The organism is Oryzisolibacter propanilivorax, assembly GCF_900103645.1.
GTDB classification, from domain to species: Bacteria; Pseudomonadota; Gammaproteobacteria; order Burkholderiales; family Burkholderiaceae_C; genus Melaminivora; species Melaminivora propanilivorax.
Genome location: NZ_FNHP01000001.1, coordinates 390,964 through 417,637 on the forward strand (window position 1 = coordinate 390,964; position 26,674 = coordinate 417,637).

Annotated in this window: 29 protein-coding genes; 18 read left to right on the forward strand and 11 right to left on the reverse strand. The window is 70.8% G+C overall.

Annotated features, from left to right (window positions below; translation table 11 throughout):
* Position 1 precedes the first annotated feature (1 nt).
* The 8 genes from BLQ61_RS01735 to BLQ61_RS01770 all read left to right on the forward strand — a co-directional run bounded on the left by BLQ61_RS01735 (position 2) and on the right by BLQ61_RS01770 (position 7,392).
* A complete protein-coding gene (locus tag BLQ61_RS01735) occupies positions 2 to 787 on the forward strand; it encodes a HipA family kinase (protein ID WP_091566459.1) in 786 nt (261 codons plus the stop codon).
* Positions 774 to 1,214 carry a DUF3037 domain-containing protein gene (locus BLQ61_RS01740; RefSeq protein ID WP_091565927.1) on the forward strand — a complete coding sequence of 147 codons (441 nt, stop codon included), beginning with the start codon at positions 774 to 776 and terminating at the stop codon, positions 1,212 to 1,214. Before BLQ61_RS01735 ends, BLQ61_RS01740 begins: the two co-directional genes overlap by 14 nt.
* Positions 1,211 to 2,668 carry a cobyric acid synthase gene (locus tag BLQ61_RS01745; RefSeq protein ID WP_091565930.1) on the forward strand — a complete coding sequence of 486 codons (1,458 nt, stop codon included), beginning with the start codon at positions 1,211 to 1,213 and terminating at the stop codon, positions 2,666 to 2,668. The genes BLQ61_RS01740 and BLQ61_RS01745 overlap by 4 nt, the downstream gene beginning before the upstream one ends.
* Before the next feature lie 72 nt (positions 2,669 to 2,740).
* Positions 2,741 to 3,772, forward strand: a complete 1,032-nt coding sequence (gene cobT, locus BLQ61_RS01750; RefSeq protein WP_091565932.1) for a nicotinate-nucleotide--dimethylbenzimidazole phosphoribosyltransferase — start codon at positions 2,741 to 2,743, stop codon at positions 3,770 to 3,772.
* Positions 3,773 to 4,066: 294 nt separating this feature from the next.
* Entirely contained in the window at positions 4,067 to 5,035 is a 969-nt protein-coding gene (locus tag BLQ61_RS01755; RefSeq protein ID WP_091565935.1) for a ferritin-like domain-containing protein, read from the forward strand.
* A gap of 72 nt (positions 5,036 to 5,107) precedes the next feature.
* Complete coding sequence (locus BLQ61_RS01760) at positions 5,108 to 6,034, forward strand: ZIP family metal transporter (protein WP_091565936.1); 927 nt, start codon at positions 5,108 to 5,110, stop codon at positions 6,032 to 6,034.
* Positions 6,035 to 6,082: 48 nt separating this feature from the next.
* Positions 6,083 to 6,739, forward strand: coding sequence for a sigma-70 family RNA polymerase sigma factor (locus BLQ61_RS01765; RefSeq protein WP_091565939.1), 657 nt, complete (start codon positions 6,083 to 6,085; stop codon positions 6,737 to 6,739).
* The gene (locus tag BLQ61_RS01770; protein WP_091565942.1) at positions 6,736 to 7,392 is read left to right on the forward strand and encodes a ChrR family anti-sigma-E factor; all 657 of its coding nucleotides are present in this window, start codon (positions 6,736 to 6,738) and stop codon (positions 7,390 to 7,392) included. The genes BLQ61_RS01765 and BLQ61_RS01770 overlap by 4 nt, the downstream gene beginning before the upstream one ends.
* A gap of 52 nt (positions 7,393 to 7,444) precedes the next feature.
* On the opposite strand, the gene BLQ61_RS01775 is transcribed toward BLQ61_RS01770, so the two are convergent.
* Genes BLQ61_RS01775 through BLQ61_RS01795 form a run of 5 tightly spaced genes read right to left on the reverse strand, consistent with a single transcriptional unit; the run spans position 7,445 to position 13,853 of the window.
* Complete coding sequence (locus tag BLQ61_RS01775; RefSeq protein WP_245703772.1) at positions 7,445 to 8,578, reverse strand: GGDEF domain-containing protein; 1,134 nt, start codon at positions 8,576 to 8,578, stop codon at positions 7,445 to 7,447.
* 48 nt (positions 8,579 to 8,626) lie between these two features.
* Positions 8,627 to 10,069, reverse strand: coding sequence for an efflux transporter outer membrane subunit (locus BLQ61_RS01780; RefSeq protein ID WP_217629367.1), 1,443 nt, complete (start codon positions 10,067 to 10,069; stop codon positions 8,627 to 8,629).
* On the reverse strand, positions 10,066 to 11,550 hold the full coding sequence (locus BLQ61_RS01785; RefSeq protein ID WP_091565949.1) for an HlyD family secretion protein: 1,485 nt from the start codon (positions 11,548 to 11,550) through the stop codon (positions 10,066 to 10,068). The genes BLQ61_RS01780 and BLQ61_RS01785 overlap by 4 nt, the downstream gene beginning before the upstream one ends.
* Before the next feature lie 45 nt (positions 11,551 to 11,595).
* Positions 11,596 to 13,266: an MFS transporter gene (locus tag BLQ61_RS01790; protein WP_217629368.1), complete on the reverse strand. Its 1,671-nt coding sequence runs from the start codon at positions 13,264 to 13,266 to the stop codon at positions 11,596 to 11,598.
* Entirely contained in the window at positions 13,263 to 13,853 is a 591-nt protein-coding gene (locus BLQ61_RS01795) for a TetR/AcrR family transcriptional regulator (RefSeq protein WP_091565951.1), read from the reverse strand. Before BLQ61_RS01795 ends, BLQ61_RS01790 begins: the two co-directional genes overlap by 4 nt.
* A 171-nt stretch (positions 13,854 to 14,024) precedes the next feature.
* Between BLQ61_RS01795 and hdhA the strand changes: the two genes are divergently transcribed.
* Positions 14,025 to 14,792, forward strand: a complete 768-nt coding sequence (hdhA, locus tag BLQ61_RS01800) for a 7-alpha-hydroxysteroid dehydrogenase (RefSeq protein ID WP_091565954.1) — start codon at positions 14,025 to 14,027, stop codon at positions 14,790 to 14,792.
* 70 nt (positions 14,793 to 14,862) lie between these two features.
* Positions 14,863 to 16,224 (forward strand): serine hydrolase domain-containing protein, encoded by a 1,362-nt coding sequence (locus tag BLQ61_RS01805; protein WP_091565957.1) that lies wholly within the window; start codon positions 14,863 to 14,865, stop codon positions 16,222 to 16,224.
* 23 nt (positions 16,225 to 16,247) lie between these two features.
* Here BLQ61_RS01805 and BLQ61_RS01810 read toward each other — a convergent pair whose 3' ends face one another.
* Both BLQ61_RS01810 and nth read right to left on the reverse strand, forming a co-directional pair.
* Entirely contained in the window at positions 16,248 to 17,573 is a 1,326-nt protein-coding gene (locus tag BLQ61_RS01810; RefSeq protein ID WP_091565959.1) for an MFS family transporter, read from the reverse strand.
* Positions 17,574 to 17,749: 176 nt separating this feature from the next.
* Positions 17,750 to 18,391 (reverse strand): endonuclease III, encoded by a 642-nt coding sequence (gene nth / locus BLQ61_RS01815; protein ID WP_091565962.1) that lies wholly within the window; start codon positions 18,389 to 18,391, stop codon positions 17,750 to 17,752.
* A 108-nt stretch (positions 18,392 to 18,499) separates the two neighbouring features.
* Between nth and BLQ61_RS01820 the strand changes: the two genes are divergently transcribed.
* The 6 genes from BLQ61_RS01820 to BLQ61_RS01845 are packed head-to-tail and all read left to right on the forward strand — an operon-like array spanning position 18,500 to position 21,960.
* Positions 18,500 to 19,696, forward strand: a complete 1,197-nt coding sequence (locus BLQ61_RS01820) for an aminotransferase-like domain-containing protein (RefSeq protein WP_091566465.1) — start codon at positions 18,500 to 18,502, stop codon at positions 19,694 to 19,696.
* Between the two features lie 6 nt (positions 19,697 to 19,702).
* Complete coding sequence (locus BLQ61_RS01825) at positions 19,703 to 19,915, forward strand: SlyX family protein (RefSeq protein ID WP_091565965.1); 213 nt, start codon at positions 19,703 to 19,705, stop codon at positions 19,913 to 19,915.
* 12 nt (positions 19,916 to 19,927) lie between these two features.
* The gene (locus BLQ61_RS01830) at positions 19,928 to 20,206 is read left to right on the forward strand and encodes a DUF1653 domain-containing protein (protein WP_091566467.1); all 279 of its coding nucleotides are present in this window, start codon (positions 19,928 to 19,930) and stop codon (positions 20,204 to 20,206) included.
* A gap of 52 nt (positions 20,207 to 20,258) precedes the next feature.
* Positions 20,259 to 21,260, forward strand: coding sequence for an aldo/keto reductase (locus BLQ61_RS01835; protein WP_091565967.1), 1,002 nt, complete (start codon positions 20,259 to 20,261; stop codon positions 21,258 to 21,260).
* Between the two features lie 8 nt (positions 21,261 to 21,268).
* Positions 21,269 to 21,715: a CopD family protein gene (locus BLQ61_RS01840; protein WP_091565970.1), complete on the forward strand. Its 447-nt coding sequence runs from the start codon at positions 21,269 to 21,271 to the stop codon at positions 21,713 to 21,715.
* Positions 21,715 to 21,960 (forward strand): DUF3820 family protein, encoded by a 246-nt coding sequence (locus BLQ61_RS01845; protein ID WP_091565972.1) that lies wholly within the window; start codon positions 21,715 to 21,717, stop codon positions 21,958 to 21,960. Before BLQ61_RS01840 ends, BLQ61_RS01845 begins: the two co-directional genes overlap by 1 nt.
* Positions 21,961 to 21,984: 24 nt before the next feature.
* On the opposite strand, the gene BLQ61_RS01850 is transcribed toward BLQ61_RS01845, so the two are convergent.
* The 3 genes from BLQ61_RS01850 to ytfE all read right to left on the reverse strand — a co-directional run bounded on the left by BLQ61_RS01850 (position 21,985) and on the right by ytfE (position 24,327).
* Positions 21,985 to 23,076: an alcohol dehydrogenase gene (locus tag BLQ61_RS01850; RefSeq protein WP_091565974.1), complete on the reverse strand. Its 1,092-nt coding sequence runs from the start codon at positions 23,074 to 23,076 to the stop codon at positions 21,985 to 21,987.
* Positions 23,077 to 23,200: 124 nt separating this feature from the next.
* Positions 23,201 to 23,608 carry a group III truncated hemoglobin gene (locus BLQ61_RS01855; RefSeq protein ID WP_091566469.1) on the reverse strand — a complete coding sequence of 136 codons (408 nt, stop codon included), beginning with the start codon at positions 23,606 to 23,608 and terminating at the stop codon, positions 23,201 to 23,203.
* A complete protein-coding gene (gene ytfE, locus BLQ61_RS01860; RefSeq protein ID WP_091565977.1) occupies positions 23,608 to 24,327 on the reverse strand; it encodes an iron-sulfur cluster repair protein YtfE in 720 nt (239 codons plus the stop codon). The genes BLQ61_RS01855 and ytfE overlap by 1 nt, the downstream gene beginning before the upstream one ends.
* Positions 24,328 to 24,415: 88 nt before the next feature.
* Between ytfE and BLQ61_RS01865 the strand changes: the two genes are divergently transcribed.
* Positions 24,416 to 24,892: an RrF2 family transcriptional regulator gene (locus tag BLQ61_RS01865; RefSeq protein WP_091565979.1), complete on the forward strand. Its 477-nt coding sequence runs from the start codon at positions 24,416 to 24,418 to the stop codon at positions 24,890 to 24,892.
* 57 nt (positions 24,893 to 24,949) lie between these two features.
* Here BLQ61_RS01865 and argP read toward each other — a convergent pair whose 3' ends face one another.
* Entirely contained in the window at positions 24,950 to 25,852 is a 903-nt protein-coding gene (gene argP / locus BLQ61_RS01870) for an HTH-type transcriptional regulator ArgP (protein WP_091565982.1), read from the reverse strand.
* Between the two features lie 72 nt (positions 25,853 to 25,924).
* Between argP and BLQ61_RS01875 the strand changes: the two genes are divergently transcribed.
* Positions 25,925 to 26,566, forward strand: coding sequence for a LysE/ArgO family amino acid transporter (locus tag BLQ61_RS01875; protein WP_091565984.1), 642 nt, complete (start codon positions 25,925 to 25,927; stop codon positions 26,564 to 26,566).
* Positions 26,567 to 26,674: the final 108 nt, after the last annotated feature.

Genomic DNA, 26,674 nt, shown 5'->3' on the forward strand with positions numbered 1-26,674 from the left:
ACTGCGACGCATCGAGGTGCGCCGCTACGTCACGCCGCTGCGCGAGGGCGGCTCCATGCCCGCCGTGGTCGAGGCCAATGACCTGGGCCAGTACGTGCTCAAGTTCCGTGGCGCCGGGCAGGGCGTGCGCGCGCTGATCGCCGAGATCGTCTGTGCCCAGCTGGCGCGCGCGCTGGCGCTGCCCGTGCCCGAACTGGTGCTGGCTACGCTGGATGCGGAGCTGGCGCGCACAGAGCCCGACCCGGAAATCCAGGACCTGATCCGCGCCAGCGACGGACTGAACGTGGCGCTGGACTATCTGCCCGGCGCGGTGAATTTCGACCCGGCGGCCGACGAAGCCAGCGAGGACTTCGCCTCGCGCCTGGTGTGGTTCGACGCGCTGGTCGGCAACGTCGACCGCACCGCGCGCAACACCAACCTGCTCGTCTGGCACCGCCGCCCCTGGCTGATCGACCATGGCGCGGCGCTCACGTTCCACCACGCCTGGAACGGCAGCGTGGCCGACCCGGCCAAGCCCTTCGCGCCGATCGCCGACCACGTACTGCTGCCGCGCGCCAGTCGGCTGGCCGAGGTGGATGGCGATCTGGCCGCATGCCTGCCCGCGCCCGTGCTGCAGGCCGCGCTGGCCGCCGTGCCGGACGGCTTTCTGCAGCAGGCCGCCGCGCAGCAGGGCGACGGCCTGCTGGCGGAACCTGCGCAGCACCGCCAGGCCTACCTGCGGTACTTCCAGGCGCGCCTGGGCGAACGCGGCCGCTGGCTGCAGGGGGCGATCGATGCCCGTGCCTGAGCTGCAGCTGTACGACTACGCGCTGGTGCGCGTGGTGCCGCGCGTGGAGCGGGGTGAATTCATCAACGCCGGCGCCATCGTCTCGTGCCAGCGCACCGGCTATCTGGCCGCCGCCATCGATCTGGACGAGGCGCGGCTGCGCGCCCTCGACCCCTGGGCCGACGTGGCGCAGGTGGCGCGGCACCTGCAGGCGCTCGCGGACATCTGCGCCGGCGAGCCGCACGCCGGCCCCATCGCCCAGCTGCCGCACCGCGCGCGCTTCCACTGGCTGACGGCGCGGCGCAGCGCCATCATCCAGACCTCGCCAGTGCACACCGGCCGCTGCGAGGACGCTCAGGCGCTGCTGGCACACCTGATGGACTGCATGGTGCGCCCGCTCATCCTGCGCGCCTGTCCCGGGCAGAGCGCCGACGGAGGCGCGCCATGACCGCCCGCTGCATCATGGTGCTGGGCACCAGCAGCGGCGCCGGCAAGAGCTGGCTGGCCACGGCGCTGTGCCGCTGGTACGCGCGCCAGGGCTACAAGGTCGCGCCGTTCAAGGCGCAGAACATGAGCAACAACGCCCGCGTGGTCGCCACGCCCGAGGGCGGCTACGGCGAGATCGGCAGCGCGCAGTATTTCCAGGCGCTGGCCGCGCGCGCCGTGCCCGACGTGCGCATGAACCCGCTGTTGCTGAAACCCGAGGCCGACACGAAAAGCCAGGTGGTGCTGCTCGGCCAGGTCGACCGCGAACTGTCGGCCTTGCCCTGGCGCGGGCGCAGCCAGCGCGTGTGGCCACGAATAGCGCAGGCGCTGGACGAGCTGCGCGCCGAGCACGACATCGTCGTCATCGAGGGCGCCGGCTCGCCGGCCGAGATCAACCTGTCGGCCAGCGACGTGGTCAACCTGCGCGTGGCGCGGCATGCCGACGCGCGCTGCCTGCTGGTGGCCGACATCGACCGCGGCGGCGCCTTCGCGCACCTGTACGGTACCTGGGCGCTGCTGCCCGACGACGAGCGCGCGCTGATCCACGGCTTCGTGCTGAACAAGTTCCGCGGCGACCCCGATCTGCTGGCACCGGCGCCGGAGATGCTGCAAAAGCGCACCGGCGTTCCGGTGGTCGCCACCATCCCGATGCAGTACCACCACGGTCTGCCCGAGGAGGACGGCGTGTACGACAGCGGCCCGGGCGGCAGCCGCGGCGGCGCGGTGCACACGCGCGTGGCGGTGGTCGCCTTCCCGCGCATCAGCAACCTGGACGAGTTCGCGCCGCTGGCCAGCGCCGGCGGCGTGCACCTGAGCTGGGCGCGCAACCCGGCGCAGCTGGAGGGCTGCGACTGGGTCATCCTGCCCGGCAGCAAGGCCACCGCCGCCGACCTGGCCTGGCTGCGCGCGCAGGGGCTGGACGACGCGATCGCCCGCCACGCTGCGCGCGGCGGCCGGGTGCTGGGCGTGTGCGGCGGGCTGCAGATGCTGGGCGAGGCGCTGATCGACACCGTCGGCGTGGACGGCAACGGCCCCGGCCTGGGCCTGCTGCCGCTGGTCACCAGCTTCGAGGAAAAAAAGACCGTGCGCAGCACGCGCGCTCGCTTCGCCGGCGTGCAGGGCGCGTGGCAGGCGCTGTCCGGCGTCGAGGTGCTGGGCTACGAGATCCACCACGGCCAGACCGCGCAGCACCCGGCCATGGCCGCCAAGGGCGACGTGGCGCGCGAGCTGATCCCCGGCCTGGCCTGGCAGAACCCGGCCGGCAACGTGCTGGGCGTGTATCTGCACGGCCTGTTCGAGAACGCCGGCGTGCTGCGGGCGCTGCTGGGCGGTGACGCGCAGACGCTGGAGGCGGCGTTCGAGCGCATGGCGGACGGGGTGGAGCAGTGGTTTGACACCCGCATCCTGAAGTTTTAAGCCAAATCGGCCGCCAGCCCTTAAAAGTCAAGGGCCTGCAGCTATCAATTTCATAACAAAACAGGTTTTTCCATGCAGCTTCCCGACATCCCGTGCATCGCCGACGACGCCCTGGCCGCGCGCCTGCAGCAGCTGATCGACCACAAGACCAAGCCGCTGGGCTCGCTCGGCCGGCTGGAGGGGCTGGCGCTGCGCATTGGCCTGATCCTGGGCAGCGAGGCGCCCGCGCTGCACGCACCGCAGATGCTGGTGTGCGCGGCAGAACATGGCCTGGCGGCGCGCGGCGTGTCGGCTTTCCCCAGCGACGTGACCTGGCAGATGGTACATAACTTCGTCACTGGCGGCGCGGCGGTGAGCGTGCTGGCGCGCCAGCACGGCCTGGGGCTGACGGTGGTCGATTGCGGTGTGCGCCACGACTTCGCGCCATACCCCGGCCTGGTGCTGCGCAAGGTGGCGCCCGGCACGCAGGACGCCAGCAGCGGCCCGGCCATGACGGCGGCGCAGTGCGCGCAGGCCATCGCCAACGGCCGCGAGGTGCTGGCGGCGCTGCCGGGCAACGTGCTGCTGCTGGGCGAGATGGGCATCGGCAACACCTCCAGCGCGGCGCTGCTGCTGGCGCGGCTGCTGGACCTTGACGTGGCCGACTGCACCGGCCCCGGCACCGGGCTGGACGCGGCCGGCGTGGCGCGCAAGGTGGCGGTGCTGCGCCAGGCGCTGGCAGCCAACGAGGGCGCGCGCGCGCCGCTGGCCGCGCTGGCGGCGCTGGGCGGCTTCGAGATCGCCACGCTGGTCGGCGCCGTGCTGCAGGCCGCGCACGAGCGGCGCGTGATCGTCGTCGATGGCTTCATCACCAGCGCGGCGGTGCTGGTGGCGGCGCGGCTGGCGCCGAACGTGCTGCAGCGCTGCGTGTTCGCGCACCACTCCAGCGAGCCGGGGCACGCGCGCCTGCTGGCGGCGCTGCAGGCCGAGCCGCTGCTGGACCTGGGCCTGCGCCTGGGCGAGGGCTCGGGCGCGGCGCTGGCCTGGCCGCTGCTGGTGTCGGCCTGCGCCATCCTGCGCGAGATGGCGAGTTTCGAGGCGGCGGGGGTATCCACCAGCGGCTGAGGCAGCCCTTCTGCCTCGGCCTGCCGCCGGACCGGACGTGGGCGGGTGGCGCCTGTTCAGCGCCCGGAACGCTCTGGTTGTGCCGGCTGATGCGGGTCGGCGTCTTGTCCTACATGGCGCGATCGATCCGCCGCGCGCCCGGCTGCGTATCAGTGCGTGACCGGATGCCTGTGCGCCACCGCGGCGCGCATGCCGCCCAGGCATCGGGTTGCGGCCCCGCGCTCGCGTGGCTGCCCACCCACGGCGCCACGCGGCCCTGCAAGCAGGCCTGCCGGCGCCCACAGGAGCCAAGCCATGCTGGGACACTTCTTGACGCGTGAACAGGTCAGCGAGATCGCGACGCGGCGCGCCGAACGGCGCGCTTTCTTTCGCAAGACGAGCGGATTCGCGGTGGGGGTCGCCGGCGGCGGCATCCTGGCGGCGTGCGGCGGCGGGTCGGGCGACTCCAGCGCCCAGGCCAATCCGGTCTCCGACGCCGATGTGCTGAACTTCGCCCTGAACCTGGAATACCTGGAGGCGCAGTTCTATGCCTACGCCGCCACCGGCAGCGGCCTGCCCGCGTCGCAGCTGACAGGCACCGGCACCCAGGGCGCCGTGACCGGGGGGCGGGCGGTGGCGTTCAGCGACCCGGTGGTACGCCAGTACGCCAAGGAGATCGCGCAGGACGAGATCGCCCACGTGGCCTTCCTGCGCCAGGCGCTGGGTGCGTCCGCGGTGGCGCAGCCGGCCATCGACATCGGGGTCGATCCCAACGGGGCCTTCTCCAGTGCCGCCCGGGCGGCCGGGCTGGTCGGCGCCGGCCAGTCGTTCGACCCCTACGCCAGCGACGAGAACTTCCTGCTGGCCGCGTTCATCTTCGAGGACGTGGGCGTGACGGCGTACAAGGGTGCGTCGCCGCTGATCCAGAACAAGACCTTCCTGGAGGCGGCCGCGGGCATCCTGGCCGCCGAGGCCTACCACGCCGGCCTGGTGCGCACCGCGCTCTATGCCAAGGGCGTGGCAGCCCCGAGCCTGCGCAGCGCCGCCGACGCCATTTCGGATGCGCGCGACAGCCTGGACGGCAGCAGCGACGTGGACCAGGGCATCTCGGGCTCGGGCGACCGCTCCAACATCGTGCCGACCGATGCCAACGGCATCGCCTTCAGCCGGTCGCCGGGCGACGTGCTGAACATCGTTTACCTCAACCCTGGCGCAGTTTCGCGCGGCGGCTTCTACCCGGCCGGCGTGAACGGCACGCTGGCGCTGAGCAGCGCCCTGGCCTGACAAGGCCGGCGGCAGGCCTGGCAGGGCCGGGCGTGCCGCTCTGTTCCTTCCTGCAGCGTTCGAGGATGCCCCATGGACTCCCTTCCATCTTCCGTGCCCCGTGTTGCAACCCTGCAGGCTGCGCCGGCCCTGCGCTGGCGCTGGCGGCATCTGGTCGGCCTGGCGATCGCGCTGGCGGCGCTGGTGATTTGGGGGCGCGAGCTGCTGCAGGCGCCGTGGCTGCGCGAGCCGGCGGTCGCCGGCGCGCTGACCGGCGGCGCCATGGCGGCCCTGGCCACCGCGCTGGGCACGCTGCCGGTGCTGCTGTCGCACAGCTTTTCGCAGCGCAGCCACGACACCATGCTGGGCTTTGGCGCCGGGGTGATGCTGGCGGCCAGCGCGTTCTCGCTGATCATCCCGGCGCTGGCCGCGGCCAGGGGGCAGGGCGCCGGTGGCTGGGGCGCAGCCGGTATCGTCGGGGCAGGCATCACGGCCGGTGGCTTGCTGCTGCTGCTCATCGACCGCGTGGTGCCGCACGAGCATTTCGTGAAGGGCCTGGAGGGGCCCCAGGCGCGCGCCATGAAGCGTGTGTGGCTGTTCGTGCTGGCGATCGCCGTGCACAACCTGCCGGAGGGCCTGGCCATCGGCGTGGCCTATGCCGGCACCGATGCGCTGGGCGCGCTGGCTCTGGCCACCGGCATCTCGATCCAGGACGTGCCCGAGGGCCTGGTGGTGGCCCTGGCCCTGCGCGGCGTGGGCTACGGGCGCGGGCGCAGTGCCGCCCTGGGGGCGCTGTCCGGGCTGGTCGAACCCGTCGCCGCCGTGTTCGGTGCGGCCCTGATCGGGGTGTCGGCGAGTCTGCTGCCCTGGGGCCTGGCGGCCGCTGCCGGCGCGATGCTGTACGTCATCAGCCACGAGATCATTCCCGAGTCGCACCGCGCCGGCCACGAGCGCTGGGCCACGTGCGGGCTGATGCTGGGCTTCGTGCTGATGATGGTGCTGGACACCGCACTGGCCTAGCCGGCGCCGCCCGGCAGTCGCCACAATGCCATCTCTGATGCAGCTTCCATGAACAGCCCATCTCCCCTGGAGCCCGCACCGCGTGCGCCTGCCGCGGTGACGCACCTGCACGCCGTCGGCGGCCCGGGCGCGCAGCGCGCGGCGCAGGCCGACCGGCTGGCCGCCTGGGTCCGGGCCGTGGCCGAGCAGCGCGACCGCCAGGCGTTCGCCCAGCTGTTCTGCCACTATGCGCCGCGCATCAAGTCCTACCTGGTGCGCTGCGGCTGCGACCCGTGCCAGGCGGAGGAGCTGGCGCAGGAGTCGCTGCTGGTGCTGTGGCGCAAGGCCTGCCAGTTCGACCGCTCGCGCGCCAGCGTCGGCACCTGGCTGTTCACCATCGCCCGCAACCTGCGCGTGGACTGCCTGCGCAGCGCCGGCGCGGGGTGCCTGCCCTGCGACGACATGGATCTGCAGGCGATCGCCGACGAAGCGCCCGCCCCGGACGAGCGCCTGCAGCAGGAACAGACGCACGAGCGCATGGCTGCCGCGCTGCAGGGCATGCCGGCCGAGCAGGCGCGGGTGCTGCGCATGTGCTACTTCGAGGGCCAGCCCCACACCCGCATTGCCAGCGCGCTGCAACTGCCCCTGGGCACCGTGAAGTCGCGCATGCGGGCGGCCCTGGCATATTTGCGGCGGGCCATGCAAAACGATTCCCCAGCGCCATGACATCGATTCGCCACCATCCTTCCGACGAGTTGCTGCTGGCCCACGCGGGCGGCTGGCTGCCGGCTGGCCCGGCGCTGGTGACGACCGTGCATGTCGAGCAGTGCACGCGCTGCGCGGCGCGCCTGGCGCTGCTGCAGGAGACTGCCGGGCAGTGGCTGGAGGACACGCCCGCCTCCGCCCTGCACCCGCACGCCCTGGAGCGTGTCCTGGCGGCGCTGGATGTCTGCGACGAACCGGAGCCTCCTGCCAGCCTGCAGGGACCGCCACCGCTGCCCGCCGGCATGGCTTGGCCGCGCGCTCTGGCGGGTCTGCAGATCACGCCCTGGCGCTGGATCGGCCCGGGCATGCGCTACAGCCGGGTGCGGCTGGCCGGCGACGACGCCTTCGTGTTCCTGCTGCGCCTCGTCGCCGGCAAATACCTGCCGCGGCACGTGCACACCGACCGCGAGTTCACCCAGGTGCTGTGCGGCAGCTTCCACGACGGCCGGGCACAGTTCGGCGCGGGCGACTTCGATGTGGCGGACAGCACGGTGCACCACCTGCCCGTGGTGCAGTCGGGCGGGGAATGCGTCTGCCTCACGGCGGTGCAGGGCAGCTTGGCGTTCGATGGGCTGTACGGGCGCCTGCTCGGCCGATTGGCCGGCCTGAGTTGACCCCCTCGCTGACCTTCACGGGTCCATGCCGTCACGCCTGCTGCCTGTCTGGTCAGCCCGCGCAGGTCTGGTTGCGCCCCTGCGCCTTGGCGCGGTACAGCTGGGTGTCGGCACGCGCCAGCATCGCGTCCACCGTGTCGTGGACGCCCTGCCAGCCGGTCAGCCCGATGCTGACCTGGCAGTCCAGCGCATGGCCGCTGGCCAGCGCGACATGAATGCGCCGGGCCAGGGTCTGGGCTGCCACAGCGTCGGTCCCGGGCAGCAGTGCCACGAATTCCTCGCCGCCGTAGCGGCCCAGGCGATCGGTGCGGCGCAGCACTGCCTGCACCGACTGTGTGAAATGCTGCAGCACCCGGTCGCCATGCTGGTGGCCATGGGTGTCGTTGACGGCCTTGAAGTGGTCCAGGTCGAGCAGCATCAGGCTGAAGGACTGGGGTTGGCGCAGGGCGCGGTCGCGTTCCTCCTGGCACTTCGCCAGGATGGCGCGGCGATTCAACGCACCGGTCAGGCTGTCATGCGTGGCCATGTGCTCGAATTCGGTGTGCACCCGGTCGGTGGCCATGAGCACGGCACCGATGGTCAGCAGCAGCACCACGGTGACATGCATGCCCAGGTGCAGTACCTGCATGAAGGACGGCTCCATCAGGCCCGCGTCTTGGTAGCGCGCCAGCGCCGTTACCGCCCGCACCAGCAGGGCGGCGATATGCAAGGCCTGTGTGGCCTGCACCAGCCGCACGGGAAAGCGACGCGGTCCATGGCGCCATAGCAGCGCCAAGGTCCACGCGTGCAAGGCAGCGATGGTCAGCGAGACGAAGGCCAGGCGCAACGGGTACGACGGTGCGACCCAGATCAGCCAGGCCACCGACACCAGCGCTGCCAGCCAGATGCCCAGCAGCACGGTTTTGAGATCAGGCTGCTGGAGGAAGCGGCGGCAGCCCAAGTGGAACAGCAACAAGCCACCGAGCACGCAGGCATTGGCCAGAAACAGGGGTGCCTGCAGCCACTGCGCAGACGTCACCAGGTGCAGCAGCGCTCCCAGGGCCCATGCCAGGGGCGCACAGGCCCACTCGCGCAGACCACGGATGTTGCGCGGGTAGTAATGCCGCATGAAGGCCAGAACCACTCCCATGACCAGCGACATGAAAACGGCCATGGCGATCAGCGAGCGCGGGTCAAGCGAACTCATGGACCGGAGGGTTACAAGCAGGTGTATGAGATTGTAAATAAACCCGCATTACCCGGGCGTGTTGGGTGCGGTCCAGCCGCCTCCGACCGCCTTGAACAGGCTCAGCTGGTTGCTCAGCTGCGACTGCCGCAGGTTGATCAGCTCGATTTCCGTCTGGTAGAGGTTGCGCTGGGCGTCCAGCTCTTCCAGGTAGGCGGCGTAGCCCGCCTCGTAGCGGTCACGGGCGTACTGCAGCGAGCGCGCCAGCACTTCGCGCCGGCGCGTGGCGTGCTGCATCTGCTCCTGCAGTCGCGCGTCGGCCACCAGGGCGTTTTCCACCTCGGCCAGGGCGTTCAGCACCGCGCCGCGGTAGGCGAATGCCGCCTGGTCGCGCTGCGCCGCGCTGCTGTCGTACTGGGCCTGCAGCCGGCCCTGGACGAACAGCGGCGCCAGTACGCTCCCGCCAAGGCTCCACACCGCCACCGGGTTGTAGTGCAGCGCATTGGTGTACAGCGCGCCCAGGCTGGCGCTCAACGCGACCTGCGGCAGGAAGGCCGCGCGGCTGGCCTGCAGGCTGGCGTCGCTGGCCGCCAGCAGGGCCTCGGCCTGCGCCAGGTCCGGGCGGCGGCGCAGCAGTTCAGACGGCAGCGCCACCGGCACGGTGGGCAGTTGCAGGCGGGCAAACCGCGCGGCCTGCGCCTGCGCACCATCGCGCTGCGCTGGCGGCTGCCCGGTCAGCAGACGCAGGGCGTTGTACTGGCGAGCGATGGCCTGCTGCAGCTGCGCCAGCGACTGCAGCACGGCTTCGTACTCCGACTCCGCCTGGGTGGACTGCAGCTGCGAGGTATAGCCGGCGCTGGCCTTGTCGCGCGCGATGCGCAGCGCCTCGGCGCGGGAGGCGGCGGTGTCGCGCGTCACCTGCAGCTGGGCCTCCAGCGCCAGCAGGCCGATGTAGGTCTGCGCGGTGGTGCTGGCGATCGCCAGCGCCACGCCGGCCTGGTCCGCTTCGGACGCCGACAGGCGCAGCTCGGCCGCACCTGCCTGGCTGTGCAGGCGGCCCCACAGGTCGGGCTCCCACGAGGCCTGCAGGCCCGGTTGCGCGACACGCGACGTGGCTTCGCCCGTGGCGCCCAGCGTGCGCTGCGCCTGCAGGCCCAGCGTGCCCGCCAGGGTGGGGCCGATCGCGGCGCGCGCCAGGTCGAGCTGGGCGCGCGCGGTATCCAGCCGGCTGCCGGCAGACAGCAGGTCGGCGTTGTAGGTCAGGGCGGCCTGCACATGGCCGTCCAGCGCCGGATCGCCGAAGGCGCGCCACCATTGCTGCGCGATGGGCGCGTCGCTGACAGCGGCGTGCGCACCGGCGGGAACGCTCCAGCCCGATGGCGCGTCGATGGCGGCCAGGGCCGGCGCCTGCCGGTGCGCCGGCATGCAACCGGCCAGCAGGGTGGCGGCCAGCAGCAGCGCCATGGGGGTGTGACACTGCGGCGCTGCCACCGTGGCGAGGGGGGTGCTCATCGCGATCCCCCGGCCGTGGGCGCAGCAGCGCTGGTTGCGGGCGCGGGCGCAGGCGCAGGACTGCCGTCGCTGGCACTCACGGGCGCGGCCACACCGGATGCATCTGGAGCATCGGTCGCCTTGGGCGCATCACGGCTCTCCGTCGGCGTGACTGCGGCAGGAGGCGAGGCAGTGGGCTGGCCAGCCGTGCCGGGCAGCGGCGCATTCGCCGTGGAAGGCTCGGCGCTAGGCACCTGCGGCGCCTGGGATCCGGCATCGGACGCTGTGTCCACCTCGGCCACCACCGACATGCCCGGCCGCAGGCGTGCGGCCAGCGCCTGGCCGGGGTCGAGCTGGATGCGCACCGGCAGGCGCTGCACCACCTTGGTGAAGTTGCCGGTGGCGTTGTCGGAGCGCAGCACGCTGAACTCCGAGCCGGTGGCGGGTGCGATCTCGGTGACCCGGCCGGTGAGCGTTTCGCCGCTCAGCGCATCCACGGTGAAGCGCGCGTGCTGGCCGACGTGCATGTGCGCGGTCTGGGTTTCCTTGAAGTTGGCCACGACCCACAGCGTGTCGGGCACCAGGAACAGCAGCTGCGAGCCGGCTGTGACGTACTGCCCCAGGCGCACGCCGACCTCGCTCAGCTGGCCCGCGCGGGGCGCCCGCACTTCGGTGTTGGCCAGGTCGATCTTCGCCAGGCCCAGCTGCGCCTCGGCCGCCTGCACCTGCGCCTGCAGGCCGGCGCGCGAGACGGTGGTCGACTTGATGGCCTGCTCGGCGATGGTGATGTCGGCGCGCGCCTTGCGCACGTTGGCCTGGGCCGACTCGAACGTGGCGCGCGCCTGGTCGCGCTCGCGCAGCGACACCGAGCCGCGCGCGGCCAGGTCGTCGGCGCGCTTCAGGTCGGTCTGCGCGCGCTGGGCCTCGGCCTGCGCGGCCAGCAGCGTGGCGCGGCGTGACCCCAGCGTGGCCTGGTTCTGCGCCTGGGTCTGGCCGAAGTTGGCCAGTTGCGCCTGGGCGCTGGCCAGCTGCGCCTCGGCGGCGTGCACCTTCTCCAGGTAGACGCGGTCGTCGATGCGCACCAGCAGCTGGCCGGCCGCTACCCGCTGGAAGTCGTGCACCAGCACCTCGGCCACGTGGCCGCTGACCTGCGGCGCCAGCACCGTGATCTGGCCGCGCACATAGGCGTTGTCGGTGCGCTCGTGCGCCGTGGCGAACGGGCCCAGGCGCCAGGCCCACAGGATCAGCAGCACGCCGACCAAGGCCACCAGCAGCATGGCGATGACAGCGGTGCGCGAGGGCTTGATGGTCTTGGGCGCGGCCGACGGGGCGGGCGCCGGCGCAGTTGGCGCGGGCGCTGGTGCCTCGGCGCCGGGCGCGGGCTGCGGGTCGTTCGCACCGTCGGCCAGCGGCTGCGCGCCGGCGGTATCAACCGGCACGCTGTCGTCGTTGCGCAGGTCGTCTGGCGGTACAGGGCGGGGCGCAGGGACAGGTTGGTTCATGGCAGGGTGCTTTATGTTCTGAGGGGCGGGCGTGCGGCGAAGGGATCAGGCGGACGCGGCGGGAGCTGGGGCTGTGCCCGGCGCCGAGGTGGCCCGTGCAGCTACCGCTGCGCGGCGCACGCGGTACAACGACCAGGCCAGGAAGCCCAGCGCCAGCGCGGCGATCACGCCGAACACATCGTTGTAGGCACGCACCGATGCCTCGCGCCGGGCCACCTGTGCCAGCTGCGCCGTGCCCTGCGCGGCACGCAGCGTGGGGTCGGTGATGCGGCCGGCCAGCCCTCCCTGCTGCATCGACAGGCGCTGCGCCACCTGCGGATCATCGGCGCGCAGGTGCGTGTTGATGGACAGGGCATAGGCCTGCGTGCGCTCGGCCTGCAGCGTGCCCAGCAGCGCCGGGCCCAGCAGCCCACCCACACTTTGCGTGATGGCGAACAGCACCATGAAGGTGACCATGTGGTCGGGACCGTGCTTCATGGCCTGGCCGAAGCCGATCATCATCAATGGTCCCATGAACATCGACGACGCCACGGCCAGCAAGAACTGGCTGAGAAAGAAGTCGTGCGGACGGCTCAAGCTGCTGGAGTGGTGGTCCAGCCAGCCACCTATGGCGATCAGCACGATGGACACCAGGATCTGCGGCACGATGGTCTTGGGGCTGAAGGTGAGGGCCGACACCGCGGTGCCGCAGACCATGCCCAGCAGCATCACGCCGTACAGCGTCTGCAGCTGGTCCGGGCCCATGCCCAGAGAGCGCAGCAGGCCGATGGCCCCATAGGTCTGCTCGGACAGCAGAAAGCGCATCATCAGCGCGCCCAGAATGAAGCGCAGGATGGCGATGTTGGTGAGCCAGCGCACCTGCAAGAGCGGGTTCTGGCGCCGGTATTCGACGATGGCGCCCGCCGTGAGCAGCACCAGCGCACCGACCAGCGCCCAGGCCAGCCAGGCGCTGTCGGTCCACCAGCCGTTCAGGCCCTGCGCCAGCACGGCGGCCAGCAGCGCCACGCCGGGGGCGACCAGCGCGAAGGTCAGGAAATCCGTCTTTTCCAGCACGTGGATGCGCAGGCCCAGCGGCAGCTTCAGGATGACCACCGCCGCCAGCGAGCACAGCGCCAGGCCGCTCTCGAAGAGGTACAGCGTGCGCCAATCGCTGCTTTGCATCAACGACGGCGAAATCACCCAGGCCAGCGGCGTGGCGAACTGCGCGATGCTCAGGCCCACCACCAGCCCGGCACCCAGCTTCGCCTTCGGAAACGCCTGCAGCATGTACAGCACCGCCAGCGTGTTGGTCGCGGCGCTGACGAAGCCGCTCACGCCGCGCACCACCAGCGCCATCTCGAAGCCCTCGATGAACAGGTGCAGCACGGTGACCAGCGCATACAACCCTAGGCCGAGCTCGGCGAACAGGCGGATGCCGTACTGTTGGCGGAACTTGTAGACCAGCAGGTTAGCCGTGACGCTGACCATCACATAGGCGGCCGGCAGCCAAGTGGCCTCGGCCGTGGTCAGGCCCAGCTGGCCAGCGATGGCCGGCAGGTTGGCCGACATCAGGCCCGCGCCCAGACCGCCCGTTAGGCCCACCAGCACAGCTACGCAGGCATAGGCGATGCGCACCGGCAGCGGGTGCACCAGCGACGCGGGCGAGCCCGGCATGCTGGGCTTTTCGTGCTCCTCCCAGTCGGGGACGGGGCCGATGATGCGCGGCTGCGGCTTCATCGGGTCGTCTCCTGGGATAAGTCGCCCTCGGGATGTGTGCGCAGGCCGTCGAGCAGCAGCGCCAGGGCCCGGCGCGACAGGCTGCGCCGCTGCGTACGGCTGCGCCCCCGCAGGCCCGAGCCCAGCATGGTGGTGACCAGCAGCACGTCGCCCACCGTCAGGTCCGCCCGGCAGGCGCCAGCGGCAACCGCCTGCGCCAGCAACGGCTTGACGAGGCCGGAAAGACGCCTTTGTGCCTGCGCCAGCACCGGGCTGCCACGCCCGGTGGCGCGCCAGTGGTCGGCCACCGGGGCCGATTCGGCGGCCAGCACGGCCATATGCTCCAGCAGCTTGAACAGCCCGTCCGCCGTGCCCGACAGTTGCAGCGCGCGCGCCTCGAGCGTCTCGAAGCTGCGCTGCAGCAGCGCAGCCATGAGTGCATCGCGGTCGGGAAAGTTGCGGTACAGCGTGGCGCGGCTGACGCCGGCCTGGGCGGTGACCAGCTCCAGCGCGGCATGCACGCCGTGCTCGGCGAACACCTGGTCGGCGGCGTCCAGCAGCAAGGTGCGGTGCATCTGCGCGTCGGCGCGGCGGGCGGGGATCTGCATGGCGCCATGTTATCGCAAACGTACAAAACAGTACACTTATAAAACGTACAAAAGTGTACGATTGCAAGTGTCTTGCGCTGGCGGCACGCCACGCCGCATCTGCCGTCCGATGTCTTTTTCGCCTGTGTACGCCGTTTGGCGCCAGCGCGCAATCACCGAAAGGAACCCTCCATGTACGACCCCTCCCATTTCCGCCTGGACGGCCAGGTGGCCATCGTGACCGGGGCGGGCGCCGGCATCGGCCGCGCCATCGCCGAGACCTTCGCCGCCGCCGGCGCCAGCGTCATGGTCAGCGACCTGAATGCGGACAGCGCGCAGGCGGTGGCGCAGGCCATCACCCAGGCGGGTGGTCAGGCAGGCGCCCTGGCCTGCGACGTGACGCGCGAGACCGACCTGGAGCAGCTGGTGCACGCCACCGTGCGGCGCTTCGGCAAGCTCACCACGCTGGTCAGCAACGCCGGTGGCGGTGGGCCCAAGCCCTTCGACATGCCGATGGAAGACTTCCGCCGCGCATTCGAGCTCAACGTGTTCTCGCTGTTCCGCTTGGCGCAGCTGGCAGCGCCCGAGATGGAAAAAGCCGGTGGCGGCGCGTTGCTGGCGATCTCGTCCATGGCCGGCGAGAACAAGAACCGGCGCATGGCGTCCTACGGCGCGTCCAAGGCAGCAGCCAATCATCTGGTGCGCAACATCGCCTTCGATCTGGGCCCGCGCGGCATTCGCGTGAATGCCATCGCCCCCGGCGCCACGCGCACCGAGGCGCTGGAGTCGGTATTGAACGACCAGATTCTGAAGACCATGCTGCAGCACACGCCCATCCAGCGGCTGGGCCAGGCGCAGGACATGGCCAACGCGGCGCTGTTCCTGTGCGCGCCGGCTTCCAGCTGGATCAGTGGCCAGGTGCTCACCGTCTCTGGCGGCGGGGTGCAGGAACTGGACTGAAAGCCGTGCCCGGCATGTTGCCCGTACGTGTGGAAAATTGCCGGACAGGCCCTTTTTCAAGGAGATCGTCATGAAACACCTGCGCGCGCCCGCCTTGGCGCTGGCGCTGGCGGCGGCCACAGGCGCCGCCCAGGCCCAAAGACCGGCGCCCTTGTCCGCCGCCGACTCCGACACGCGCACGCTGCGCTGGATGCAGGGCTTTCCGCCTGCCGCGGACAAGACCATCCGCTTCACCGATCCGGACTACTTCGCCTTCCCGAAACTGCGCTGGACCGTGTGCCATTTCCGCGAGCTGATGCCGACTGCGGCGGTAGGCAGGGGGCAGGGGGCCTCCAGCACGCTGGCGCAGGCCCATGACGCGACGCTGGACCAGGTGCGTTTCCGGCCCCTGAATGGGGAGGCGGAGATGACCTGGGACCAAGCCTTCGACGCCAACTACACCGACGGCGTCCTCGTGCTGCACCACGGCCGCGTGGTGTATGAGCGCTACGCCGGCTGCCTGGGCCCCGACACGCTGCACGGCGCCATGTCGGTGACCAAATCGCTCACCGGCCTGCTGGGCGAGATGCTGGTGGCCGAGGGCACGCTGGACGAGAACGCGCGCGTCGGCACGCTGATCCCCGAGCTGCAGGCCAGCGCCTTCGGCGACGCCACGGTGCGCCAGGTCATGGACATGACCACGGCGCTGGACTATTCCGAAGACTATGCCGACCCGAACGCCGAGGTCTGGACCTACGCCAAGGCCGGCAGCCCATTGCCGCCGCCGCCCGGCTACACCGGCCCGCGCAGCTATTTCGAGTACCTGCAGACCGTGAAGAAGAAGGGCACGCATGGCGAGGCGTTTGGCTACAAGACCGTCAACGCCGACACGCTGGGCTGGCTCATCGCCCGCGCCAGTGGCCGGTCGGTGGCGCAGCTGCTGTCCGAGCGCATCTGGAGCCAGCTGGGCGCCGACCGCGAGGCCTTCTACACGGTGGATTCGATCGGCACGCCGTTCGCCGGCGGCGGCTTCAACGCCACGCTGCGCGACATGGCTCGGCTGGGCCAGCTGATGCTGCAGGACGGCCGCTGGCAGGGCCGCCAGCTGGTACCGGCCGCGGCCATCGAGCGCATCCGGCATGGCGGCAGCCAAGCCACGTTCGCGCGTGCCAACTACCCGCTGTTGAAGGGCTGGAGCTATGGCGGCATGTGGTGGATCAGCAACGACGACCATGGCGCCTACGCCGCGCGCGGCGTGCACGGGCAGACGATCTGGTTGGATCCGAAGGCCGACATGGTGATTGCGCGGTTCGCCTCGAACCCTGTGGCCGCCAACGCCGCCAGCGACCCGACCTCGCTGCCGGCCTACCGCGCCGTCGCCGAGCACCTGATGGCGCAGGACCGCAGACAGGACGGCGCGCCCCGCCGAGGCGTGGATCCGCGCCGCAGGTGACAGTCCCTCCTGCGGAGCGGGCGTCAATGGTCGTGATGCAGATAGGCCGCCTGGCGCGGCAGGCGCAGGCTGACCAGGAAGGCCACCACCATCATCGCCGTCACATACCAGAAGAACGCCTGCTCGTGGCCTAGGGACTTCAGGCCCAGGGCGGCGTATTCCGCCGTGCCACCGAACAGCGCGTTGGCCACGGCGTAGGCCAAGCCGACGCCCAGCGCGCGCACTTCGGGCGGGAACATCTCGGCCTTCACGATCCCGCTGATGGAGGTGTAGAAGCTGACCACGAACAGCGCTGCGGTGATCAGCACGAAGGCCAGCACCGGGTTGTGCGTGTGCTGCAGCGCAGTGATCAGCGGCACCGTGCACAGGGCACCCAGGCCGCCGAACAGCAGCATGTTGTTGCGCCGCCCGATGCGGTCCGACAGCGCGCCGATCAGCGGCTGCATGCACATGAACAGGAACAGCGCCCCGGTCATCACGTAGCTGGCCGTCTTGATCGGCAGGTGCATGGTGTTGACCAGGTACTTCTGCATGTAGGTGGTGAAGGTGTAGAAGATCAGCGAGCCACCGGCGGTGAAGCCCAGCACGGTGAAGAACGCCGCCTTGTGGTGCCGCATCAGCCCGCTCAGGGTGCCGGCCTCCTTGGAGGTGCGCGCCGCCTCGGTCTGCGTTTCGTGCAGGGTGCGGCGCAGCAGCAGCGCCACCACCGCCGACAGCGCGCCGATGACGAACGGGATGCGCCAGCCCCAGGCTTTGAGCTCGCCCTCGGTGAACAGCGCCTCCAAGGCCACGATGACCAGCACCGCCAGCAGCTGCCCGCCGATCAGCGTCACGTATTGAAAGGATGAAAAGAACCCGCGCTGCCCGCGCAGCGCGACCTCGCTCATGTAGGTGGCGGTGGTGCCGTACTCGCCGCCCACCGACAGGCCCTGCACCAGCCGGCACACCAGCAGCAGGAACGGCGCCCACGCGCCGATGGCCGCGTAGGTCGGCAGGCAGGCGATGGCCAGCGAGCCGGCGCACATCATGCCCACCGAGATCAGCAGCGACAGCTTGCGCCCGTAGCGGTCGGCGATGCGGCCGAACAGCCAGCCGCCGATGGGGCGCATCAGGAAGCCCGCGGCGAACACCCCGGCGGTGTTGAGCAGCTGCGCAGTGGGGTCGGACTTGGGGAAGAACGCCGGCGCGAAGTACAGCGCCGAAAACGCGTACACATAGAAGTCGAACCACTCCACCAGGTTGCCCGACGAGGCGGCCATGATGGCGAAGATGCGGTGGCGCTTTTCTTCCGGGGTGTAGGCGCGTGGCGCGGGCGCATCGGCGGCGGGAAGGGCGGAGGAAGTGGACATGGCAGGCGCTGCGGCGAGGGGAAGTGCCGTGCATGCTGCGCCGCCTCCGGTGCCGGGCGTGCCGTCCAGCGCTGCGCGCCGCTGTCAGCGGTCGGCGCATGATTTGATGCCAAAACGGACCTCAGCCCATGTTCTGCATGGGCCTGCAGCTATCAAAAAAGGAGTCTTGCGCTGCCTCAGTGCGGCGCTGGCGTCTTGGGCTCGTAGTCGCACCAGCGCGCGACGATGCATTCCCAGCAGCGCGGCTTGCGCGCCTGGCAGACGTAGCGCCCGTGCAGCAACAGCCAGTGGTGTGCGTTGGCCAGAAAGCGCTCGGGCACGCGCCGCTCCAGTCCGCGCTCCACCGCCAGCGGCGTCGGCCCTGGGGCCAAGCCGGTGCGGTTCGACACCCGCAGGATGTGCGTATCCACCGCCACCGTGGGCAGGCCGAAGGCGGTGTTCAGCACCACGTTGGCGGTCTTGCGGCCCACGCCGGGCAGGGCTTCCAGCGCCTCGCGCGTGCGGGGCACCTGGCCGCCATGGCGCTCGATGAGCAGCTGGCAGGTGGCCAGCAGGTAGCGCGTCTTGCTGCGGTACAGGTTGATGCTGGACAGGTAGCCCTCCAGCCGCTCGGGGCCCAGCGCCAGGATGGCCTGCGGCGTGTTCGCCACCGGGAACAGCCGCCGCGTCGCCTTGTTCACGCCCACGTCGGTGGCCTGCGCCGACAGCAGCACGGCGGCCAGCAGCTCGAACACGCTGGTGTATTCCAGCTCGGTCGTCGGCGACGGGTTGGCGGCGGCCAGCGCGGTGAAGAAGGGAACGACGTCGCGGTCTTGCATGGCGGCGATTGTGCGCCGGCCGGTGCCGGCGGGCCGCGCGGATTGGCGACAATGCGCGCTGCATTCGTTCACCCGCCGGCCCCGTGCCCTGCATTCCACGCCATGCCCATGCCCTTTGCCCGCCGCCTCGACCAGGTCGAAACTTCCGCCATCCGTGAACTGTTCAAGCTGCTGGGCAAGCCCGGCATCATCAGCTTCGCCGGCGGCTTTCCGGACAGCGCCATGTTCGACGTGGACGGCATCCGCCAAGCCGCCGAGGCGGCATTACGCGATGAGCCCGGCGCCGCGCTGCAGTACGGCGCCACCGAGGGCTACCAGCCGCTGCGCGAGGCGTTGGCGCAGTTCATGGGGGGCAAGGGCGTGCAGGACATGGCACCGCAGCAGCTCATCGTCACCACCGGCAGCCAGCAGGCGCTGGACTTGATCGGCAAGACCCTGATCGACCCGGGCGACAAGGTCATCGTCGAGGGCCCGACCTTCCTGGCCACCATCCAGTGCTTCCGGCTGTACGGCGCCGATCTGGTCAGCGCGCCGATCGACGCCGACGGGGTGCAGGTCGACCGGCTGGAGCAGCTGATCGTGGAGCACCGCCCCAAACTGGTGTACCTGATTCCCACCTTCGGCAACCCCAGCGGCGCCACCCTGAGCCTGGAGCGGCGCCGGCGCGTGCTGGAGCTGGCCGTCCAACACCAGACCGTCATCGTCGAGGACGACCCCTACGGCGACCTGTACTTTGGCGATGCGCCGCCGCCCAGCCTGCTGGCGCTGTCGCACGAGGTGCCGGGCAGCCGCGACTGGCTGGTGCACTGCGGCTCGCTGTCCAAGGTGCTGGCGCCGGGCCTGCGCGTAGGCTGGATGGTCGCGCCGCCCGAGATGCTGGCGCGCGCCACCATGTGCAAGCAGTTCTCGGATGCGCACACCAGCACCTTCGCCCAGGCCACCGCCGCGCAGTACCTGCGTGCCGGGCGCATGCCGGCGACGCTGGCCCGCGTGCGCGCGGTGTATGCCGAGCGTGCCCAGACCATGGGCGAGGCACTGCGCGCCGAGCTGGGCGACGCCATCGACTTCGTGCCGCCGCAGGGCGGCCTGTTCGTCTGGGCGCGGCTGACGGGCGCGCGCGGCCAGGTGGCGGACGGCAACGTTTTCGCCCAGCGTGCCATCGACCAAGGCGTGGCCTTCGTGCCGGGGGCGCCGTTCTACTGCGCCAACCCTGACCACGCCACGCTGCGCCTGTCGTTCGCCACGGCCGGCGTGGAACAGATCCGCGAAGGCGTGGCGCGGCTGGGCCAGGCGCTGGCGGGCTGAAGCGCCATGGCACAACAGACCCAGGAGCGGCTGGAGGCGCTGGAGATCAAGGCCGCGTATGCGGAAGACCTGATCGACCAGCTCAACCTGACCATCTACCGCCAGCAGCAGCAGATCGACCAGCTCGCCCGCCAGGTGGCGCAGCTGCGCCAGCAGGTGCCGGACGGCGGCGGCGCGGCCGTGCGCAGCCTGCGCGACGAGCTGCCGCCGCATTACTGAGTGCCGCACGCCATGAACGACGGCAGCGAACTGCCCCCGCTGCGCTGCACGCCGCCCGGCCTGTACCGCCACTACAAAGGCATGCTCTACGAAGTGCAGGGCACCGTGCGCCACAGCGAGACGCTGGAGCCGATGACGCTGTACCGCGCGCTCTACGGCGAGCGCGGCCTGTGGGTGCGGCCGGCCGCGATGTTCGAGGAACAGGTGCTGGTGGACGGTGTGTGGCGTCCGCGCTTCGAGCCCTGCGCGGATGGCGCGCCCATCGAAGATTCAAGCCAAACCGGCCTCTAGCCCTTGAAAAACAAGGGCCTCAAGCTCTGTATTTGATAGCGAAAGGTTTTCCATGCAATACCGCCGCCTGGGCAAAAGCAACTTGCAGGTCTCCCCGCTGTGCCTGGGCACCATGATGTTCGGCGACCAGACCGGCGCGGCCGAGGCCGCGGCCATCGTCGCTCACGCGCGCGAGCAGGGCGTGAACTACCTCGACACGGCCAACGTGTACACCAAGGGGGCGTCCGAGGCCATGCTGGGCGGGCTGCTCCAGGGCCAGCGCCACGACTGGGTGCTGGCGACCAAGCTGGGCAACAGAATGTCCGAGCGGCCCAACGAAGGCCACTACTCGCGCAGCTGGATGCTGCGCGAGGTCGAGGCCAGCCTGGCCCGGCTGCGCACCGACCACGTGGACATCCTGTACCTGCACCGCGACTACGAGGACATGGACTTGGAAGAACCCCTGTTCGCGCTGGATGCGCTGCTGCGCGCCGGCAAGATCCGCTACTGGGGTGTGTCCAACTTCCGCGCCTGGCGCATCGCCGAACTGGCGCACGGCGCGCGCCGCATCGGCATGCCCGGCCCGGTGGTCTGCCAGCCGTACTACAACCTGCTCAACCGCATGCCGGAGGTTGAGATACTGCCCGCCTGCCAGCACCACGGCCTGGGTGTAACGCCCTACAGCCCGGTGGCGCGCGGGGTGCTGACCGGCAAGTACCTGCCCGGCCAGGCGCCCGACGCTGCGTCGCGCGCCGGGCGCGGCGACAGGCGCATGGGCGAGACCGAGTTCCGCGAGGAATCCCTGCAGATCGCGCAGCGCCTGCTGCAGCATGCGCAGGAGCGCGGCGTGACACTGGCGCAGTTCGCCACCGCCTGGGTGCTGGCACACCGTGGCGTCAGCGCCGTCATCGCCGGCCCGCGCACGCTGGCGCAGTGGCAGGATTACCTGCCGGCGCTGCGCTACCAGGTCACGTCCGAGGACGAGGCGCTGGTGGACAGCCTGGTCGCCCCGGGCCACCCTTCCACACCGGGCTATACCGACCCCGCCTATCCGCTGCAGGCGCGCCGCGCCTGACCATCGCCATGTACCCCTACGTTTTCTCGCTGCACGTGCTGGCCGCCACCATCTGGACCGGCGGCCACCTGGTCCTGGCCTTGGCAGTGCTGCCCCGGGCGCTGCGCACCCGCTCGCCGCAAACGCTGCTGCAGTTCGAGCAGGCCTATGAGCATGTCGGCATGGCGGCGCTGGCCATCCAGGTGGCCACCGGGCTGTGGCTGGCGCTCCAGCTGGTGCCGGACTGGACGGCCTGGGTCAACCCCGGCGATGCGATGGAGCGCGCGGTCACGATGAAGCTGGCGCTGCTGCTGGCCACGGCGCTGGTGGCGGCGCACGCCCGCGCCCGCGTCATCCCCAACTTAAGCGCGCAGACGCTGCCGCTGATGGCCTGGCACGTGGGCGCGGTGACGCTGCTGGGCGTGGCCTTCGTGCTGACGGGCGTGTCGTTCCGCTACGGCGGCGTCGGCGGTTGATGCCACCGCAAGTGCCCGGCCTGGACCCGGAGCAGCTGGCGCTGCTGTGCCAGCGGCGCATGCCATTCGGCAAGCACGAGGGCCTGCTGATCTGCGACCTGCCGGCGAACTACCTGCACTGGTTCGCGCGCCAGGGTTTCCCCAAAGGCGAGATCGGCCGGCTGCTGGCGCTGATGCGCGAGATCGACCACAACGGACTGCGCCCGCTGCTGGCGCCGCTGCGCGGCGCGGCTGAGCGCGATTGAGCGCGCAGCGGGCAAGGCCCGGGCTCAGGCGGGCAGTTCGGCCGACGGCGTCTCGGCGTCTTCCGGCACCAGCACCTGGCGGCCGATGGCCTGGCCATGCTCCAGCGCCAGCAGTGCGGTAAAGGCCCGGCTCAAGGGCATGCAGGTGGTGGGCACGGGCTGCAGGCGGCGCTCGCGCACCAGCTGCATCAATTCCTGCAGCTCGCGCAGGTTGCCCACGTACGAGCCCTGGTAGGTCAGGGCGCGCAGCGGCATGAACGGCGTGGGCAGGTCCACATGCCCGCCGAACAGCCCGACCTGCACCAGCTGCCCGCCCTTGGCCAGCAGGTCGATGCCCGACTGCACCGTCTGGCTGGAGCCGACACAGTCCAGGATGGCCCAGACCGCGCCGCCCGCGGCCTGGCGCACCTGGTCCATCCAGTCCGCGTCGCGCGGGCTGACCACGGCGCGTGCGCCGGCCTGCAGCGCGGCGAGGTGCTTGGCGGTATCGGGCTCGACCACGATGCAGCCCGCGCCTCCCATGGCCGGGTTCAGCAGGGCCGCCATCAGCCCCAGGCCACCGGCGCCGATGACCACCACCGCCTCGGACTGCAGCACCTGCGGCGCGAACTTGCGCAGCGCGCTGTACGTCGTCAGGCCGGAGCAGGCATAGGGTGCGGCTTGCGCCGGTGGCAGGTCGCCGATGTCCACCAGGTAGCGCGCGTGCTGCACCAGCACATGGTCGGCGTAGCCGCCCGGCTGGTAGATGCCCATGGAGCGGCCGGCCATGCACAGGTTTTCGTCGCCGCGCCGGCACACGCCGCACTGGCCGCAGCCATGCCAGGGGTACACCAGATAGCGCTGCCCGACCTGCACCCCGGTGGCCTCATCGCCCACGGCGACCACCTCGCCGACGACCTCGTGGCCCATGGTCAGCGGCAGCTTCATGCCGCGGTCCAGCATGGACAGCAGCTTGCCGTTGCCCAGGTCGTATGAGCCCTGCCAGATGTGCAGGTCCGAATGGCACACGCCGGTGGCCAGCGTGCGCAGCAGCACCTGGTCGCCGGTGGGCCGGGGGGTGGGGCGCTCCTGGCGCTGCAGCGGCTCGCCGCAGGCGGTGACGTCGTAGCTGATCATGGTGCATGGTCTCCTGAAGGGCCGCCGCATCCTGCCATGGCGGCGGGGCAGCCGGCAGGATAAAAGCGCCGCCGCGCGCGCCTGCGTCACCTGGGCGACGCGCGGGCTTCTTCGGCCCATGCTCTCAAGCCGCCTGCGGCCACTGGCCGAAATAGCCGCGGAACAGGTTGCGCGCGATGTTGTGCGCCACGGTCTGCAGCTCCAGCGCCAGTTCGCGCACGAACACCGCCTGCGTGTGCTCGGCCCACAGCCGCAGCCAGGTGGCAAAGTGCTCGGGCTGCACGCCCTGCACCGCCATGTGCTTGCCGAACACGTCGCCGCCGCGAAAGCTGCGCGTGCCCAGCATCACGGTGCTCCAGAAGTCGACCATGCGCGCCAGGTGCGCGTCCCAGTGCGGCGCGATGGCGGCGTCGAACACCGGGCCCAGCGCGGCGTCGGCGCGCACGCTGCCGTAGAAGCCGTGCACCAGGCGCGTGATGCTGTCCGTATCAGCCTGCTGGACGGGGGCGGGCAGGTCACGCTGCGCGTCCATCAGCTGCAGCCGCAACCGCTGCCGCAGCCCTGCTCGGCAGCCGCGGGCTCGAACTGCGGGAACAGCACGTTGTTTTCCAGGTGGATGTGGTTCACCAGGTCGTCGGCGAACTGCGCCAGGCCGCCATACAGCGCGCGCCAGGTGTTGCAGGCGCCGGGCGGCGGGATCATGTCGCCGGTCAGGCGCGCCAGGTGCTCCAGCGCCTCGCCGTGGTCGGTGTGCTCGGCGCGCATCATGCCGATGGGCTGCGTCACGAAGGGGTTGCCGCCGCGCTGCAACATTGGGAACAGGATGGCTTCCTCCTTGTGCATGTGCATCAGCAACTCCTCGTGCATCGCCTCCAGCGCATCCGCCAGGCCAGCGGGCACGTCGGGGTTGGCGCGGTGCACGGCCTCGACGCGGCGCGCCATGCGGATCAGCTCGGGCAGCTGTTCGCGGTGCACCTCGTGGTAGCGCGAGACGATGTGCCCGACCAGCTCAGCTGGCGTGCCGGCGTCGGGCGCGCTGTCCGGGCGCTGCAGCGCCGACAGTTCATCCACCAGCGCCTGCAGGTCCAGCCCCTTCTCGGCCGCCGACTGGCGCAGGCTGACCTGGCCGCCGCAGCAAAAATCCAGCTTCAGGCGGCGAAAGACGGCCGTCGCGCCCGGCAGCTCCACGGCGATCTGGCCGATGGCCATGGCCGGATCGACAGTGGCGGGAGCGTTCAGGATGGCGTTCATGGCGTGGGGTCCTTTAAAGTTTCAAATGACATGAACATTTTAAATTCATAAAATTCCTTTTGTCCGAATCTTTTTGCCGCGAGGGCCCATGCGACTGACCCAATGGACCGACTACACGCTGCGCGTGCTGATGTACTGCGCCGCCTGCGACGGGCGGGCGCAACCCGTGACCATCACCGAGATCGCGCAGGCGCACGACATCTCGCGCAGCCATTTGACCAAGATCGTGCAGCAGCTGGCCGCGCAGGGCCTGCTGGAGACCACCCGTGGGCGCGGCGGCGGCATGCGGCTGATGCGCCCGGCGAAGCAGATCAACATCGGCGCGGTGGTGCGCTCCACCGAGACCGACTTCGACATGGTCGAGTGCTTCGACGCGGGCACCAACAGCTGCCGCATGAGCGAGCACTGCGGCATGAAGGGCCTGCTGGCGCGCGCCACGCACGCCTACCTGGCGGTGCTGGACGCGGTCACCCTGGCCGATCTGGTGCCACCGCGCGGCGAGACCCGGCGCGCGGTGCAGGCGCTGCGCTTCATGCCCGGCCTGCCGTTCGCGCCGGCGGTCTAGCGGTTTTAGGTCAAAAGTGGCCCTGGCCCATATGGAGCAAGGGCCTGCAGCTATCGTTCAAGGAGCATCCAGCCAGTGCCGTGCCGCCGCCATGACGCACTGCGTCAGGCGCGCCAGCGACTGCTGGGCGTTGCGCGGGTGCGCCCAGTACAGCGGCACGTCCAGGCCCGCGCCGTCCAGCAGCGGTACCAGCGTGCCGCGCGCCAGCTGCCCCGCGATCAGCGCTGCCGGGTGCATGCCCCAGCCCATGCCGACCTCGCAGGCACGCACGTAGCCGAACTCGGACGGCAGCAGGTGGCGCGGCGCGTGCGCGCGCGTGGCCAGGCCGTGCGCCTGCAGCCAGCGGTCGATCAGCCGGTCCTTGGCGTCATAGACCATGACCGGCGTGCGCGCCAACGCGGCGGCCGTCACCCCATCGGCGAAATGCCGCGCCGCGAACGCCGGGCTGGCGGCCGCCACGTAGCGCATGTGGCCCAGCGGCCAGGTGTTGCAGCCCGCGATCGCCGCAGCGCTGGCGGTGACGGCGGCGATCACCTCGCCGCGCCGCAGGCGCTCGCCGGTGTGGTCCTGGTCGTCGATGCGCAGGTCCAGCAGTTCGTTGCCGCCTGCGGTGAAGTCGGCCATCGCATCCATGAACCAAGTGGCCAGCGAATCGGCGTTCACCGCCAGGCGCAGCGTCGGCGCCGGGGCGTCGCTGCCGGCCAGCAGGTCGGGGTGGGCGCGGCGCAACTCGTTTTCCAGCAGCCGCACCTGCTCCAGGTGCAGCCACAGGCGCCGGCCGGCATCGGTGCCGGTGCATGGGCTGCCGCGCTGCACCAGCACCTGGCCGGCGCGCTCCTCCAGCTGCTTGATGCGCTGCGACACGGCCGACGGCGTGACGTGCAGCCGGCGCGCGGCGCGCTCGAAACTGCCCTCGCGCAGCACGGCGGCAAGGGCTTCCAGTCCGGCATAGTCCAGCATCAGTTTTGCTAACGATCGTTTAGGAAATTGAAGTGTACGTAAACCGGGCGGCTGCCTACCATCGGCGCCATCATGGTCCACGCATCGCTCACCGCCACCGCCGCCTCGTCCACTTGGCTGACGGGTTTCACCGTCTGCCTGTCGCTTATCGCCTCCATCGGCGCGCAGAACCTGTTCGTGCTGCGCCAGGCGGTGCAGGGCGAGCATGTGCGCGCCTGCATCGCTTGGTGCGTGGCCAGCGACGCGCTGCTGGTGGCCCTGGGCGTGGCCGGCATGGCGCAGCTGCTGGGCAGCTCGCCCATCCTGGCGCAGTGGCTTCAGTGGGGCGGGGCGCTGTTCCTGCTGGGCTATGGCCTGTTCGCCTGGCACCGCGCGCTGTTCGCGCCGGGCGAGGGGCTGGATGCCTCGGGTACGCGCGTGGCGCGCGGCGTGCTGGGCGTGGTGGGAGCACTGGCGCTGATCACGCTGCTGAACCCGCATGTCTATCTGGACACGGTGGTGTTGATCGGCTCCATCGGTGCGCGCCAGGACGGCTGGCTGAAGGCCGTGTTCGTGCTGGGCGCGGCCTGCGCCAGCCTGACCTGGTTCGTGCTGCTGGCGCTGGCCGGCCGCCGGCTGCAGCGTGTGTTCGCCGATCCGCGCGCCTGGCGCGTGTTGGACGCGCTCACCGGCGCCATGATGCTGGTGCTGGCGTGGTGGGTGTGGCGCGGGTGATGGGGGCGGGTAGCTGGAAAACGCAGCCAGGTGGCGGGGCTGGCCCTCTCCCCGGCCCTCTCCCAAAGGGAGAGGGAGGAAGAACGGGGACGCGACGGCGGTCTGGAT